Genomic DNA, 13,145 nt, shown 5'->3' on the forward strand with positions numbered 1-13,145 from the left:
ACGAGGGAACAGGAGCCCGACATGACACAGACCTTCGACGCCGCCTTCCTCGTCCGCTGGCTGGCCACCGTGGCCGAAGCCGTGGACCGCGAGGCCGACCGGCTCACCGAACTCGACTCCGCCATCGGCGACGCCGACCACGGCGCCAACCTGCGGCGCGGATTCGCCGCCGTCACCGCCGCCCTCGCCGAGGACCCGCCGGCGACGCCGGGCGGGGCCCTCGCCGCCGCGGGACGCCAGTTGATCTCCACCGTGGGCGGCGCCTCGGGGCCGCTGTACGGCACGCTCCTCCGCCGTACCGGCAAGGCCCTCGGGGACGACCCGCGTGTCACCCGGGAGCAGTTGGCCGAGGCGCTCGGCACCGGCGTGGCCGCCGTGTCCCAGCTCGGCGGGGCGCAGGTCGGCGACAAGACGATGCTCGACGCGCTCACCCCGGCGGTGGACGGGCTGCGGGACTCGTTCGGCGCCGCGCGCACGGCCGCCGAGGAGGGCGCCCTGGCGACCGTACCCCTGCGGGCGCGCAAGGGCAGGGCCAGCTATCTGGGTGAGCGGTCGGTGGGGCACCAGGACCCGGGGGCCACGTCCTCGGCCCTGCTCTTCGCCGCGCTCGACGAGGTCGCCCGGGGCGAGGCCTCCCGGGGCCAAGTCGCCCCCGATGAGGTCGCCCGCGGTGAGGTCGCCCCCGATGAGACGCAGTCCGACGCCGAGGGGGCGGCATGAGCGGCGGAACCGTGGCCGGCGGTGGGAGTGCCGAAGCCGGTGCGACCAGCCCCCGTGGACCTGTCGGTGTCGTGCTCGTGTCGCACAGCGCTGCCGTCGCGGTCGCCGTCGCCGAGCTGGCCCGGGGGCTCGCGGGCGGTGTCGACCTCGCCCCGATCGTGCCCGCCGGCGGGACCCCCGACGGCGGTCTCGGGACGAGTTCCGCCCTCATCTCCGAGGCGGCGAAGGCCGCCGACCGCGGCACGGGGGTGGCGGTTCTCGTCGATCTGGGAAGTGCGGTGCTCACCGTGAAGGCCCTCCTCGCCGAGGGCGACGAACTGCCCGAGGGCACCCGGCTCGTGGACGCGCCCTTCGTCGAGGGGGCGGTCGCCGCCTACGTCACCGCCGGCGCCGGCGGGGACCTCGACGCCGTGGCGGCCGCGGCCGCGGAGGCGTACGCGTACCGCAAGGACTGACGGAGAGAGCCCCCCGCGGCCGTCGACCGCGGGGAGTGAGCGCGGGGCCGCACCCCGTACTGGCCGTGTTGTGATCCAGCAGGTCAACGCACTAATGTCGCAGGGCCTTGGTGTACGGGAAACCGGTGCAGTACCGGTGCGGCCCTCGCCACTGTGATCGGGAGGTCCGGCTCCACCCCCGCGGGGAACGCCCTCGGGGACGCCACTGGACCACGTCGGGAGACCGCCGTGGTGTGGGAAGGCGGAGTCGGACGGAATGACCGTCAGCCAGGAGACCGGCCAGGGTGCGTTGTCCATCCACGAGGTGCTGGAGAGGGTCTCCCGACCATGCATATAGCCGAGGGGTACCTACCCCCTGTGCACGCGGCCGCCTGGGGCGTCGCGTCCGCGCCGTTCGTCGTCCACGGGGTCCGCGCGCTGACCCGCGAGGTACGGTCCAACCCCGAGTCCACCCTGCTGCTCGGCGCCGCCGGCGCCTTCACGTTCGTCCTGTCGGCACTCAAGTTGCCGTCGGTGACCGGCAGCTGCTCCCATCCGACGGGTACGGGTCTGGGCGCGATCCTGTTCCGGCCGCCCATCATGGCGGTCCTGGGGACCATCACCCTGCTGTTCCAGGCACTGCTGCTCGCCCACGGCGGGCTGACCACGCTCGGCGCGAACGTCTTCTCCATGGCGATCGTCGGGCCCTGGGCGGGCTACGGCGCCTACGTGCTGCTGCGCCGGTTCGGCGCGCCGCTGATGGTCGCCGTCTTCTTCGGCGCGTTCGTCGCCGACCTGTCGACCTATTGCGTGACCAGCGTCCAGCTGGCGCTCGCCTTCCCCGACCCGGGCAGCGGCATCCCCGGCGCGCTCGCCAAGTTCGGCGGGATCTTCGCCGTGACGCAGATCCCGCTCGCCGTGAGCGAGGGCCTGCTCACCGTGCTGGTGATGCGCCTGCTCACCCAGTCCAGCAAGGGCGACCTGGTCCGGCTCGGCGTCCTCGCCGGGCGCACGCCGGAGCGACGCGAGGAGGCGGCCGCGCGATGAGCCGGAACGCGAAGATCAACGCCCTGCTGCTGCTCGTCGTCGCCGCGCTCGCGGTGCTGCCGCTGGCCCTCGGGCTCGGGGACCACAAGGAGGAGCCCTTCGTCGGGGCGGACGCGGAGGCCGAGACCGCGATCACGGAGCTGCGGCCGGACTACGAACCGTGGTTCAGCCCGCTCTACGAACCCCCGTCCGGGGAGATCGAGTCCGCGCTGTTCGCCCTGCAGGCCGCCCTCGGCGCCGGCGTCCTGGCGTACTACTTCGGTCTGCGCCGCGGCCGTCGGCAGGGGGCCGCGCAGGCCGTCGCGGAGAACTCCGGAGCCGACCTGGCCGACGGGGCCGACGGGTCCGACAAGTCCGGTGCCGACGGGTCCGCGGCCCACGGGTCCGCAACCGACGCGCCCGGGGCCGCCGGTGCCTCCCGCACGGACACACCGGTCACCGGGAGCGGCAGCGGCGCAGGGACGGCCGGCGGCGGAGGATCCGGCCGCGGACCGGGCGCGTAACCGCGGATGCTGCCGATCGACGCGGCGGCGCACAGCAGTCGCTGGCGCCGTCGCCATCCCGCCGAGAAGGCGTTCCTCGGCTTCGGGCTCACCCTGTGCGCGGTCGGTCTGCCGCCGTGGCCGGGCGCGGCACTCGTCGCGACGGCCACGCTCGCGGTGCTGCTCGGCCCGGCCGGTGTGCCGGGCCGAGCGCTGTGGCGGGCGTTCCGCATTCCCCTGGGGTTCTGTGTCACCGGCGCGATTCCGCTGCTCCTCCAGGTGGGCGGCGGCCGTGGGCTCGTCGCCCTGGCACCCGACGGCCCGGTGCACGCGGGCGAGTTGCTGCTGCGGACGGCCTCGGCGTCGCTCGGCGTACTGCTCTTCGCCTTCACGACACCGGTGTCCGACGTCCTGCCCCGGCTGGTCCGCGCGGGGGTGCCGGCGCCGGTGGTGGACGTGGCACTGGTGATGTACCGGATCATCTTCCTGCTGCTCGACGCGATGTCCAAGATCCGGCAGGCGCAGGCGGCCCGGCTCGGGCACACCACGCGGGCCGCGACCTGGCGTTCGCTCGCGGGCCTCGGCGCCACCGCGTTCGTACGGGCCTTCGACCGCGCCCAGCGCCTCCAGTCGGGGCTCGCCGGTCGCGGGTACGACGGGACGCTGCGGGTCCTGGTGCCCGCCTGCACGGTCTCCCGTCCGTTCCTCGCCGCGACGGGCGGCCTGCTCGCCGGGCTCGTCGCCGCCACCCTCGTACTGGAAAGGCTCCTTCCATGACGTCTCCGACCCCTGTCGTGGAACTGGTGAAGGCCGGCTTCGCCTACGAGGACGGGCCCCCGGTCCTGGCCGGTGTGGACTTCGCCGTCGCGGAGGGACGCGCGGTGGCCCTGCTCGGCCGCAACGGCAGCGGCAAGACGACCCTGCTGCGGCTGCTCAGCGGCGGCCTGCGGTGTGCGAGCGGGTCGCTGCGCCTGGACGGGACGGAGGTGGCGTACGACCGGAAGGGGCTGACCCGGCTGCGGACCACCGTCCAGCTGGTGGTGCAGGATCCGGACGACCAGCTGTTCGCCGCGTCGGTGGAGCAGGACGTGTCGTTCGGACCGACGAACCTGGGGCTGCCCGAGGACGAGGTACGGCGGCGGGTCGGCGAGGCCCTGGCGGCGCTGGACATCACGGCGCTCGCGGACCGGCCGACGCATCTGCTGTCGTACGGGCAGCGCAAGCGGGCGGCGATCGCGGGCGCGGTGGCGATGCGGCCCCGCGTCCTGATCATGGACGAGCCGACCGCCGGGCTCGACCCGCACGGGCAGGAACGGCTGCTCGACGCGCTCGGGCGGCTGCGGGAGGGCGGTACGACGGTGCTGATGGCCACGCACGACGTCGACCTCGCCCTGCGCTGGGCGGACGAGGCGGCGGTGCTCGCCCCGGCCGGACTGCGGACCGGGCCGGTCGCGGAGCTGCTCGCGGACGACGGGCTGCTCGACGAGGCCCGGCTGCGCCGGCCCTGGGGCACGGCGGTGGCCCGGCTGCTCCGCCGGCATGGACTGCTTCCGGAGGGGGCGGCCGAGCCGCGCACGGCGGAGGAGCTGGACGCGTGGCTCGGAGCGGCGGCGGCGCGGCGCGGGACGGACTAGGCCGGGGGGCGCGGCTCCCCCGCGCCCGCCAGGAACGGCGCCGGGCACGTACACGGCACCCGCCGTCCCGCGCGGCACAAGGCACCCGGCATCCCCGCCCGGCACCCCGGCGCCCCGCCGCGCCCCACCCGGAAAGCTACCGAGTAGTAGACGTCACGTCCCGAATCTTCTGCAACTAGTTGCATAACGAGAGGCGGTCCCCTAGAACTGAGGGCGACGATCCTGCGCGAGGAGGCGCCCGCATGACCCCGTACCCGCACCTGCTGAGCCCGCTCGACCTCGGGTTCACCACCCTGCCCAACCGGGTGATCATGGGATCCATGCACGTCGGGCTCGAGGAGACCGAGCACGGCTTCGAGCGCATGGCGGCCTTCTACGCCGAGCGGGCCCGCGGCGGCGCGGGCCTCATCGTCACCGGCGGCATCGCGCCCAACGACGCCGGCCGCCCCTGGGACGGCGGCGCCAAGCTCACCACCGCCGACGAGGTCGCCGAGCACCGGCTGATCACCGACGCCGTGCACGCCGAAGGCGGCCGGATCGCGATGCAGATCCTGCACTTCGGCCGGTACGCCTACCATCCCGCGCTCGTCGCGCCCAGCGCCCTCAAGGCCCCCATCAGCCCCTTCGTACCGAACGAGCTGACGGACGCCGAGGTCGAGCAGACCGTCGAGGACTACGCACGCTGCGCCGAGCTCGCCAAGGAGGCCGGGTACGACGGCGTCGAGGTGATGGGCTCCGAGGGCTACCTCATCAACGAGTTCATCGCCGCCGCGACCAACCAGCGCACCGACCGCTGGGGCGGCTCCTACGAGAACCGCGTCCGCTTCCCGCTGGAGATCGTCCGCCGGATCCGCGAGCGCGTCGGCGAGGACTTCATCCTCGTCTACCGCCTCTCCATGCTGGATCTCGTGCCCGGCGGCTCCACCCTGGAGGAGGTCGTCCGGCTCGCCAAGGAGATCGAGGCGGCCGGTGCCACCATCATCAACACCGGCATCGGCTGGCACGAGGCGCGCATCCCCACCATCGCCACCTCCGTGCCGCGCGGCGCCTACACCTGGGTCACCAAGAAGCTGATGGGCGAGGTCTCCGTACCGCTCGTCACCAGCAACCGCATCAACACCCCCGAGGTCGCCGAGGAGATCCTCGCCGACGGCCGCGCCGACCTCGTCTCGCTCGCCCGCCCCTTCCTCGCCGACCCGGACTTCGTCGCCAAGGCAGCGGCCGGCCGCGCCGACACCATCAACACCTGCATCGGCTGCAACCAGGCCTGCCTGGACCACACCTTCAACCTGAAGATCACGTCCTGCCTGGTCAACCCGCGCGCCTGCCACGAGACCGAACTGGTCCTCTCCCCCACCCGGCGCGCCAAGCGGATCGCCGTCGTCGGCGCGGGCCCGGCCGGGCTCTCCTGCGCGGTGTCGGCGGCCGAGCGCGGCCACTCCGTGACCCTGTTCGACGCGGCCTCCGAGATCGGCGGCCAGCTGAACATCGCGAAGAAGGTCCCCGGCAAGGAGGAGTTCGACGAGACGCTCCGCTACTTCCGTGTCCAGCTCGCCGAGCGCGGGGTCGACGTGCGCTTGGACACCCCGGTCGGGGCCGGCGATCTGGACGCCTTCGACGAGATCGTGGTCGCCACCGGCGTCTCGCCCCGGACGCCCGGCATCGCGGGCGAGGACCACCCGAGCGTCCTCAGCTACCTGGACGTGCTGCGGGACGGCGCGCCCGTCGGCGAGCGGGTCGCGATCATCGGCGCGGGCGGTATCGGCTTCGACGTCGCGGAGTTCCTGACGGACGGCGGGGAGGGCGCGAGCCAGGACCCCGAGACGTACTTCCGCCAGTGGGGCGTCGACACCTCGTACGAGAACCGGGGCGGTCTGCGCACCCCGGAGCGCACCGCGCCGCCGCGCCAGGTGCACCTGCTCCAGCGCAAGGAGACCAAGGTCGGCGCCGGACTCGGCAAGACCACGGGGTGGATCCACCGCACCGAGCTCAAGCACCGCGGCGTCGCGATGGTCGCGGGGGTGTCGTACGACCGGATCGACGACGAGGGTCTGCACCTCACGATCGGCGGGGAGGGTCAGCTGCTGCCCGTCGACACCGTCGTGCTCTGCGCGGGCCAGGAGCCGCGCCGCGACCTCTACGAGGAGCTGATCGCGGCGGGCCGCACGGCGCACCTGATCGGCGGCGCCGACGTGGCCGCCGAACTGGACGCCAAGCGGGCCATCGACCAGGGCACCCGGCTCGCGGCCACCCTGTGACCGCCGTGGCCGGCCACTTCTAGGATGCGCTCATGTCCCTCCCGCACGCGATCCTGACCGCGCTGCTCGAGAAGCCGTCCTCCGGCCTCGAACTGACGCGCCGCTTCGACAGGTCGATCGGCTACTTCTGGTCGGCCACGCACCAGCAGATCTACCGCGAGCTGGGCAGGCTGGAGCAGGCGGGGCAGATCCGGGCCCTGCCCGCCCCGGTGCCGGTGCGGGGACAGCGCAAGGAGTACGAGGTGCTGCCCGCGGGCCGCGAGGAGCTCGGCAGCTGGGTGGCGAGGTCGGAGGACCCCAAGCCGATGCGGGCAGCGCTGCTGCTCCGGATGCGGGCGGCCGCGGTCGTCGGCGCCTCCGGGCTGGGCGCCGAGCTGAACCGTCATCTGGCGCTGCACCGGGAGCAGTTGGACGAGTACCTGGCGATCGAGGTACGCGACTTCCCGAGCGAGCGCCGCCACTCGGAGCCCGACCGGCTGCGCCACCTCGTCCTGCGGGGCGGGATCGAGATGGAGCGCTTCTGGGTGGAGTGGCTGACGGGGGCGCTGGCGGAACTCGGTTCGGAGTAGCCCCCGGACGCCTAGGCCAGCCACAGCGACGCGTGGCGGTGGTGCGCGGGCGGGATGTCGAGGAGGTCCGCGGCGTCCGGGTCGACGGTTCCGCCGGGGTTGTTCACGAGGTGCAGCAGCCGCCCCGTCCCGGCGCGCAGCCGCTGCCTGGCCCGGCGCTCCTCCCGCGCGGACGTACGGGCGACGCCGGCGTCCCGGTTGAAGCGGGGCCAGCTGCGGAAGGCCACGGCGCGCCGTACGGCGCGCGGGCGCGGGCGTTCCCGGTCGTCGCCGTCGTCCGCGCGGCGGGCTCTGTCGTGGCGGAGGTCGTAGTGGACGAGGGAACGCCAAGGGGCCCCGGGCCGCTGCTCGTCGGTCGGCCAACGGCGCGAGCCGGGGATGTGGTGGGCGGTGCGTGCCATGGGACTCCGTCGGTGGGCACCGCCAGGTGTCTCCTGGCGGGCTACCGGAAGCCCATGGGTCCCCTCGAACGAACGTGTGTCATGCGTCCACCCTAGCTGCGCCCACGCGGCCGAAACGCAGTGGCGGCGGAGCCCTTCGGCGTGGACCCCGGTGGATACTGGGCCGTTGGAGATCCACGACACGAAAGGGCGGGTATGGCCGACGACTTGGGGCACCGCGCGACACGTCACGCGGTGGTCATCGGGGGAAGTCTCGCCGGGCTGCTGGCCGCCCGGGTGCTGGCCGAGCACGCGGAGCGGGTCACGGTCGTCGAACGCGACCGGCTGCCCGAGGGGCCGGAGACACGGGCGGGTGTTCCGCAGGGCAGGCATCTGCACGTCCTGATCGCCGGTGGGCAGCGGGCGTTCGACGAGCTGCTGCCGGGGTTCACGGACGAGCTGGCGGCCCTGGGGGCGCCGACGGTGGGCGCTCCCGGCGACATGGTCCAGTGGCAGAACGGCAGATGGTTCCGCCGCACGCCCGCCACCGTCCAGCACTACACCGGCGCGCGGCCGCAGCTGGAGTGGCTGGTGCGGCAGCGGGTGCTGGCCGATGCCCGGATCGAGCTGGTCGAGGGCACCGAGACCGTGGGTCTGACCGGTGACTCCTCGCGGGTCAGGGGCGTACGGCTGCGGGAGCGGGGCAAGGGGGCCGGCGGGGCGACCCGGACGCTGGCGGCCGATCTGGTGGTGGACGCCTCCGGGCGGACCACCCGGGCCGGTGACTGGCTGGCGGGGATCGGCGCGGAGGCGCCGCACGAGGAGACCCTGGACACGGGGCTCGCGTACGGCACCCGGGTGTACCGCGCTCCCGCCGAGGACGGGAGCACCGACGCCCGGGGCTACTACATCGTGCCGCACCCCACCCAGGTGTACGGGGGCGTGGTGCTGCCGCTGGGCGACGGCCGTCACCTGGTGACCCTGTCGGGGTTGCGCGGCGACGAACCGCCCACGGAGGAGGGCGCGTTCGAGGAGTACGCGAAGCGGCTGCCGCACCCGGTGATCAGCGACTGGATGGCGCGGGCCGAGGCGGTGTCCCCGGTGTACGGCTTCCGCGGCGGCGCCAACGTCCGGCGGCGGTACGACCGTCCCGGGCGTCGTCCGGCCGGCTTCCTCGCGGTCGGCGACGCGCTCTGCTCGTTCAATCCCATCTACGGGCAGGGCATGGCCGTCGCCGCCCTCACGGCGGTGGCGCTGCGTGCGGCGCTGGCCGATCCGAGGCGCACTCCGACGACCCGGAGGGTGCAGCGGGCACTGTTCGACGCCTCGCGGCAGGCCTGGGACATCTCGGCGGGCGCGGACAAGAAGATGCCGGGCGCGACCGGTGACGCGGCCCGGCCGGGTCCGCTGGACCGGGCCGTCGGCTGGTACCTGGGCCGGGTGGTGGAGCGGGCCGCGGGCGATCCGGAGGTGGGGGCGCCGTACCGCGAGGCGATCACCCTGACGGCCCCGCTGACACGTCTCTTCGCTCCTTCGGTGGCGCGGGCCGTGCTGTTCGGGCCGGCTCCCGGGACGCCCGCGGAGCCGCCGCTGCGCCGGGACGCGTAGCGGCAGCACGCCGTCGACCGGGCCTCCGCGACGAGGCACGGCCGACGGGGTCGCCGCGGGCGGCTCCACGTCAGGTCGTGGTCGCCGCGGGCGCTCCTCGTCAGGCCACGGTCGCCGCGGGCGGCTCCTTCTCAGGCCCCCGGCGCCGCGGTGACCATCCCCGCGGCGATGGCCCCGTCGAGTGCCGCGTGGTCGTCGGCGTTCTGGCTCGCGTAGGCGAGGGCGAAGTCGGCGAGGGAGCGGTCGAAGACGTCGGAGCGGCCGAGGTAGGCCGCGATCGCGATGCGGTCGCCGGAGCGGGCGTGGGCGCGGGCGAGGGCGCGTCCGCAGAGCCGCGCGTAGTCCCGCAGCATGGCGGGGGACATGGTCTCCACCTCGGCGGAGCCCTTCATGTCGCGGAGCTGGCGCCAGTAGAAGTGGCGTCGTTCGGGCCCGGTCGTCCAGCCGAGGAAGATGTCGCCGGCGGCCTGGATGAGGCGCTGTCCGGACACGACGCGGTGCCCCTGGTGGTCGTACGCGCTCGGCTCCAGGTACGGCTCCAGGACCGAGCGGCCGGCCTCCTTGATCTGGAGGATGAGCGGGTCGGAGTCGTCGCGGCCTTCGAGGAGGAGCACGAAGCAGCGGGTGCCGACGCTGCCGACGCCCACGACCTTGCGGGCGGCCTCCAGGAAGCGGAAGCGGTCCAGGAGGACCCGCCGGTCCTCGGCGAGCGAGCTGCGGTAGTCGTGGTAGATCTTGCCGAGGGTGACGCGGTCGACGTCCGTGGTGCGTTCGAGGAGCGGCGGGTCGTCGACGATGTGCCGGGCGCCGGTCGCGTCCGTCTCGGTGAGCTTGGCGAGGGCGTGGAGGCTGGTGCGCCGACGGGCGCGGGCGAGCCGGTTCTCGAACCGGGCGCGTTCGTCGCGGCGGACCAGCGGGACGAGGTCGTCGGCGGCGATCCGCTCGTACCAGACGGTGAGTTCCCCGAGGTCGGCGAGGCGGCGCATGGCGTTCCGGTACGACTCCACGGCGACGAGCGCCGCGCGGTGCGCCTTGGGCCGGCTGCCGCCGTTCTGGAGGGCCGCGACGGTGACACTGGCGGCGAGCCGTTTCACGTCCCACTCGAACGGTCCGGGGAGCGTCTCGTCGAAGTCGTTCACGTCGAAGAGGAGCGTCCGTTCGGGTGAGGCGTAGACCCCGAAGTTGAGGAGGTGGGCGTCGCCGCAGAGCTGGACGGTGAGTCCGGTGTGGCGCTGGGCGCCGAGGTCGGCGGCCATGACGGCGGCCGCGCCGCGGAGGAAGGCGAAGGGGGAGGACGCCATCCGGCCGTACCGGAGGGGGGCGAGCTCGGGCAGCCGGTCCTGGGCCTGGCGTTCGAGCACGTCGACGGGGTCGGGGCGCTGCGCGCTGGGTATCCAGCGGCCGTGGGAGGAGCGGGGGGCGCGCTTGCGGGCGGCCCTGCCCCGCTCGGCACGCTCGGACGGTGTCATCATCCGGCCTCACCCGCCTTTCCCGTCGGTCGCGGTCCGACCCCCGTCACCTGGCACCTCATTACAAGGCGACTCGCTCGTTTCGGCCACTCTGCGGGGCGGCACTGGCAAAATGGTTTAGACCAATGATAGGAATTGATCACCCACACGGCCCATGTGGTCACTTTGAGTGAAGAGAGGGTATGAACATGGCCGAGCCCGAATCCGAGGCGGCGGCAGAAGCGCCGCTCTATCTCCGGGTCGCCGCCGCGCTGCGCGAGGACCTCGCCCACCGCCGCATCTCCCCCGGCGCCAGGCTTCCTTCGGAACGATCCCTGTCCCAGCGCTACCACGTCAACCGGCAGACGGTGCGCAGCGCGCTCCAACTGCTGCGGGACGAGAGACTCGTGGTGACCGACCGGCGCGGCACCTTCGCCGCCTCCGGGACCGAGGGCGGGAGCGAGCCCACCGCTCCGGCCGCCGGCGCCGTCCGGCGGACCTTCCCCGGCGGTCCCCGCGCCGCCGACGCCCTGGTCCGGGCCTCGCTCACCTGGGAGCCGGCGCCCACCCCGCTGACGGCGCGGCTGCAGCTCGCCCCGGGCGAGCCGACGCTGGTCCACCGGCACGTGGTGCTCGGGCCGCAGGGGACGGCGCTCCAGCGGGCGGTGTCCTGGTTCTCCCGGCCCGCGCTCACCGAGATCCCCCAGCTCGCCCGCTACCGGCCCGGGCGCGACCGGCGCCGGCAGCCCGACCTGCGGCTGCTGTACCACTGGATGCACCAGGCGGGCCTGCGGGTCACGCACCGGGAGTCGGTCGGCGTGCCGGGCCCGACCGCGACGGCGCCCGGCGGCGCGGCTCGGCTGCTCGTCCACCGGGTGGTGAGCGATCAGCACGGGCACGCGCTGGAGATCACGGACATCGACTTCTCGGCCCAGTCCGCGGCCTGGACTTACGAGTTCAGCGCCTGACGGCGAGCCGGTCCCCGTCCGGTACGGGGACGGGGGCCGGCTCCCGCGACGGCGCCGGTCCGGGCGTGGCCCGGGCCTCCGTCAGATGATGCCCTCGGAGATCTCCGCCTCCTCGCGGGCGTTGCCGTACGTCGTCGGCGTGCCGTACGACCGGCGCGCCACGTACCACCAGACGCTCGCCAGGACGAGCACGACGGCCAGTGCGATCACGGCGTAGTTCATGGTGTCGACCGTCACCGGGGACTTCTGCGGCAGGCAGAACAGCACGGTCACGCACGCCACCCAGGCGACGGCCGTCCAGCCGATCGGCCTGCTCCAGCGCCCCAGGCTCCAGGGGCCGGGGGTGAACCGCTTGCCGGCACGCAGCCGCAGGTAGATCGGGATGGCGTAGGCGGGGGTGATGCCGATGACGTTGATCGCGGTGACGGCGCCGTAGGCGGTGGCGGAGTACAGCGAGGGGAGGGCGAGCACCGCGGCGACCGCGACGGAGAGCCAGACGGCCGGGACGGGGGTCTGGGTGCGGCCGCTGACCTTGCGCCAGATCGTCGAGCCGGGCAGGGCGTTGTCGCGGCTGAACGCGAAGACCATGCGGCTGGCGGCGGCCACCTCGGCGTTGCCGCAGAAGAGCTGCGCGACGATGACGACGAGGAGCAGGGCGGTGGCGCCGCCGGTGCCGAGCGCGTCCAGGAAGATCTGGGCGGGCGGGACGCCGGTGGCGCTGTTCTGCGTGGCGGAGTAGTCCTGGATGGCGAAGGTCAGCCCTGCGAGGAGGGCGAAGCCGGCGAGCCAGGAGACCCAGATGGCCCGCACGATGCCGCGGGAGGCGGCGACGGAGGCGTTGGAGGTCTCCTCGGAGAGGTGCGCCGAGGCGTCGTAGCCGGAGAAGGTGTACTGGGCGAGGAGCAGGCCGACCGCTGCGACGTAGAACGGGTTCGCCCAGCCGGTGTCGTTGACGAACTCCGTGAACACGAAGTCGACCGACTGGTGCCGGTCCGGGACGAACGCCAGGGCGCCGACGATGACGGCCACGCCCGCGAGGTGCCACCAGACGCTGATCGAGTTGAGCACGCTGACCAGGCGGACGCCGAAGAGGTTGAGGACGGCGTGGAGCAGCAGGATCGCGAGGAAGATCAGGAAGGTGGAGCCCGCGGTGGGCTCGAAGCCCCACTGGAGGTTGAGGAAGGCGCCGGTGAAGAGCGCGGCGCCGTAGTCGATGCCCGCGATGGCGCCGAGCAGGCCGAGCAGGTTCAGCCAGCCGGTGTACCAGCCCCAGCGGCGCCCGCCGAGCCGGTCGGCCATGTAGTAGAGGGCGCCCGAGGTCGGGTAGGCGCTGGTGACCTCGGCGAGCGCGAGACCCACGCACAGCACGAACACGCCGACGCCGACCCAGCCCCACAGCATGACGGCGGGGCCCCCGGTGCCCAGGCCGAAGCCGTACAGGGTCATGCATCCGGAGAGCACGGAGATGACCGAGAAGCTGATCGCGAAGTTCCCGAAGCCGCCCATGCGGCGGGCGAGGACGGGCTGGTAGCCCAGCTCCCTGAGCCGCGCCTCCTCGTCCTGGGCCGGGGGTGGCTTGCGCGGCGCGTCGGTGGGG

13 protein-coding genes and 1 riboswitch are annotated in these 13,145 nt (G+C 73.9%); of the genes, 10 read left to right on the forward strand and 3 right to left on the reverse strand.

The annotated features are described in order from the left end of the window. The first annotated feature begins 21 nt into the window (after positions 1-21). The 8 genes from dhaL to EAO70_RS06420 all read left to right on the forward strand — a co-directional run bounded on the left by dhaL (position 22) and on the right by EAO70_RS06420 (position 7,144). Positions 22-720 carry a dihydroxyacetone kinase subunit DhaL gene (gene dhaL / locus EAO70_RS06385; RefSeq protein ID WP_148002038.1) on the forward strand — a complete coding sequence of 233 codons (699 nt, stop codon included), beginning with the start codon at positions 22-24 and terminating at the stop codon, positions 718-720. Next, positions 717-1,175: a PTS-dependent dihydroxyacetone kinase phosphotransferase subunit DhaM gene (locus EAO70_RS06390; protein WP_148002039.1), complete on the forward strand. Its 459-nt coding sequence runs from the start codon at positions 717-719 to the stop codon at positions 1,173-1,175. The genes dhaL and EAO70_RS06390 overlap by 4 nt, the downstream gene beginning before the upstream one ends. Positions 1,176-1,266: 91 nt before the next feature. Next, positions 1,267-1,474, forward strand: a riboswitch (cobalamin riboswitch). 28 nt (positions 1,475-1,502) lie between these two features. Next, positions 1,503-2,201, forward strand: coding sequence for an energy-coupling factor ABC transporter permease (locus EAO70_RS06395; protein ID WP_148002040.1), 699 nt, complete (start codon positions 1,503-1,505; stop codon positions 2,199-2,201). Further along, positions 2,198-2,704, forward strand: coding sequence for an energy-coupling factor ABC transporter substrate-binding protein (locus EAO70_RS06400; protein ID WP_148002041.1), 507 nt, complete (start codon positions 2,198-2,200; stop codon positions 2,702-2,704). Before EAO70_RS06395 ends, EAO70_RS06400 begins: the two co-directional genes overlap by 4 nt. A gap of 6 nt (positions 2,705-2,710) precedes the next feature. Continuing rightward, positions 2,711-3,460: a cobalt ECF transporter T component CbiQ gene (gene cbiQ / locus EAO70_RS06405; protein ID WP_148002042.1), complete on the forward strand. Its 750-nt coding sequence runs from the start codon at positions 2,711-2,713 to the stop codon at positions 3,458-3,460. Further along, positions 3,457-4,317, forward strand: coding sequence for an energy-coupling factor ABC transporter ATP-binding protein (locus EAO70_RS06410; protein ID WP_148002043.1), 861 nt, complete (start codon positions 3,457-3,459; stop codon positions 4,315-4,317). The genes cbiQ and EAO70_RS06410 overlap by 4 nt, the downstream gene beginning before the upstream one ends. Positions 4,318-4,559: 242 nt before the next feature. Continuing rightward, positions 4,560-6,575: an NADPH-dependent 2,4-dienoyl-CoA reductase gene (locus EAO70_RS06415; protein WP_148002044.1), complete on the forward strand. Its 2,016-nt coding sequence runs from the start codon at positions 4,560-4,562 to the stop codon at positions 6,573-6,575. Positions 6,576-6,607: 32 nt separating this feature from the next. Beyond that, entirely contained in the window at positions 6,608-7,144 is a 537-nt protein-coding gene (locus tag EAO70_RS06420) for a PadR family transcriptional regulator (protein ID WP_148002045.1), read from the forward strand. 11 nt (positions 7,145-7,155) lie between these two features. Here EAO70_RS06420 and EAO70_RS06425 read toward each other — a convergent pair whose 3' ends face one another. Then, a complete protein-coding gene (locus EAO70_RS06425) occupies positions 7,156-7,545 on the reverse strand; it encodes a hypothetical protein (RefSeq protein ID WP_148002046.1) in 390 nt (129 codons plus the stop codon). Between the two features lie 195 nt (positions 7,546-7,740). Here EAO70_RS06425 and EAO70_RS06430 point away from each other — a divergent pair, with 195 nt between their 5' ends. Beyond that, positions 7,741-9,132, forward strand: coding sequence for an FAD-dependent oxidoreductase (locus EAO70_RS06430; protein WP_148002047.1), 1,392 nt, complete (start codon positions 7,741-7,743; stop codon positions 9,130-9,132). A gap of 131 nt (positions 9,133-9,263) precedes the next feature. Here the strand turns inward: EAO70_RS06430 and EAO70_RS06435 are convergent, their stop codons facing one another. Next, complete coding sequence (locus EAO70_RS06435) at positions 9,264-10,604, reverse strand: DUF2252 domain-containing protein (protein ID WP_148002048.1); 1,341 nt, start codon at positions 10,602-10,604, stop codon at positions 9,264-9,266. A 185-nt stretch (positions 10,605-10,789) separates the two neighbouring features. On the opposite strand from EAO70_RS06435, the gene EAO70_RS06440 reads away from it, so the two are divergent. Continuing rightward, on the forward strand, positions 10,790-11,548 hold the full coding sequence (locus tag EAO70_RS06440; protein WP_148002049.1) for a GntR family transcriptional regulator: 759 nt from the start codon (positions 10,790-10,792) through the stop codon (positions 11,546-11,548). Positions 11,549-11,629: 81 nt separating this feature from the next. Here the strand turns inward: EAO70_RS06440 and EAO70_RS06445 are convergent. Then, positions 11,630-13,145: amino acid permease (locus EAO70_RS06445; RefSeq protein ID WP_410091104.1), on the reverse strand; the 1,516-nt coding region annotated here is incomplete at its 5' end.

Source organism: Streptomyces sp. adm13(2018) (assembly GCF_008042145.1).
Lineage (GTDB): Bacteria > Actinomycetota > Actinomycetes > Streptomycetales > Streptomycetaceae > Streptomyces.